At 66.1% G+C, this 1,882-nt stretch carries 2 protein-coding genes and 1 pseudogene; 1 reads left to right on the top strand and 2 read right to left on the bottom strand.

The window, feature by feature from the left end; genetic code table 11:
• Nucleotides 1-210 precede the first annotated feature (210 nt).
• Nucleotides 211-552, top strand: coding sequence for a DUF5713 family protein (locus tag ACZ4AA_RS38440; protein ID WP_467613368.1), 342 nt, complete (start codon nucleotides 211-213; stop codon nucleotides 550-552).
• Between the two features lie 15 nt (nucleotides 553-567).
• On the opposite strand, the gene ACZ4AA_RS38435 is transcribed toward ACZ4AA_RS38440, so the two are convergent.
• Together ACZ4AA_RS38435 and ACZ4AA_RS38430 are read right to left on the bottom strand one after the other, a co-directional pair.
• Nucleotides 568-1,449, bottom strand: coding sequence for an IS5 family transposase (locus ACZ4AA_RS38435; protein WP_467613366.1), 882 nt, complete (start codon nucleotides 1,447-1,449; stop codon nucleotides 568-570).
• Between the two features lie 236 nt (nucleotides 1,450-1,685).
• A pseudogene (locus ACZ4AA_RS38430) lies at nucleotides 1,686-1,882 on the bottom strand (IS701 family transposase); the annotation flags it as partial.

Raw genomic sequence — 1,882 nt, 5'->3', positions numbered from 1 at the left:
CTGGACCGGCACATGCACCACCTGCCACCAGCCCCTCCCTGCCAGAACACGTTCGACACCAAGAGCGAGACAGACCTAACGGAGTCCTACTAGCTAGGGCCTGTTGTGAAAGTCCTGGTCGCGTCAGGTTTGGCGTCCATGGGGGGCGTCGTTGTCAGTGGTGCTGTGCATGATCGGCGCGTCAGCTTTTCGCGGAGGTAGGGATGTGCCATGCCGATCACAAACCAGCAGATAGCGGGACACGCATTCCTGCGGCAGATGTACGACGACTCGTACTTCCCTGATCACGTGGTCGACCATGGGAAGGCGATCCTCCTGCGGCTGTGCGAGCGCATCGAGGCCGAGCGGCCGTCGGACCTGGAGAGCTTGTATGCACTCACCCAGGCTGCGACGGAGGAGTTCAACCTGCTGGAGAGGGAGTTCGTGGCGGCCGGGAGCGAGATCGAGACTGTGGCGCGGGAGTGGATCTGTGACGAGTTCTGCTTCGTCGCGTCGGCATACGGGTTCACGGAAGCGGATGCAGAGGAGCTGACCTCCGGCCGGGACTGGTGAACCAGGACGGGAGGGCTACCTCCGTTCAAACTCGTTGATGGCCGCGACGAGCACGGTCGCCTCGTAGCGGACGGCGAGCTTGTCGTACCGGGTGGCGACGGCGCGATGTCTCTTGAGGCGGTTGATCCCGCACTCGACCGCATGGCGTTCGCGGTAGTCGGCCGGGTCGAAGTACGGCGGCCGGCCACCGCGGGAACCGAGCTTCCGGCGGTTGCGCGCTTGATCGGCCTTGTCCGGGATGGTGCAGCGGATCCCGCGTCGGCGCAGGTAGGCGCGGTTTCTGCGGGAGGCGTATGCCTTGTCGGCCCGCACGCGGTCGGGGCGGACGCGTGGCCGGCCCGGACCGATGCGGGGCACGCGGACCTTCTCCAACACAGGTTCAAACTGCGGCGAGTCCCCGCGCTGTCCTGCCGTCACCACGATCGACATGGGCTTCTGACCTTGCTCGACGGCCAGGTGGAGCTTAGTGGTGAACCCGCCGCGCGACCGTCCCAGCCCATGATCATGGGGCTCGGTGAAGATGCCGCCCGGTGGTTCCTTCTGCAGGTCACCCCGTCTCCGGGCCCCGGCCGCGTGATGATGGGCGCGGCAGACCGTGGAGTCGACGCTCAGGTCCCAGACAATCGCGCCCTTCGCGTCGGCCAGGGACTGGAGCCGGGTGAGGATCCGCTGCCAGGCTCCGTTCCGCTGCCAGCGGCGGAACAGGTCGTAGACCCGGTTCCACGGCCCGTACTCGACGGGGATGTCGCGCCACGCAACTCCGGTCCGGACCCGGAACCGTATGCCGTCGATCAGCTGCCGCCGAGGCCAGACGGGTGGCCGCCCCGCCCTGGCACCCTTCGGCAACAACGGTTCCAGCACCGCCCACTGCTCGTCCGTGAGATCTCCCCGACCCATGAACCGTGATCATTCATAGCCCAAGATCCACTTTCGACACACGGCCTAGTACTGCAACGGTGTTTGTTCTGATGGTTGGGTAGTTTCTGGTGGGGTGTGTCCGCGTCGTTTGTAGTGGCTGATGCGGGCTTGGTGTTGGCGTCGTCGGCGCCATGTCGACCAGTGCAGGATGTGCTCGATCGGGGTTGGTCGACGGTTGGTGAGGCGGGTGATCAGTCGTCGGATCTCGGCGAGGCTCAGGCGGATGAGCTGGGAGGATCCGTTTCTGCTTTCCCGATGTCCAGCTGGCGGGCCCGCAGGACGGTCAGGCAGGCGTGTGCGGCCATGGCGAGGGTCACGTGGCGGTGCCAGCCGGGGTAGCGGCGGACCTGGTAGTCGTCCAGGCCGCACTCCTGCTTCGCCGTCTGGAAGCATTCCTCGACCGCCCACCTGC

Source organism: Streptomyces sp. NPDC024698, from assembly GCF_055559015.1.
Note: the sequence above shows the minus strand (reverse complement) of the source record. Positions and strands in the feature narration are given on the sequence as shown.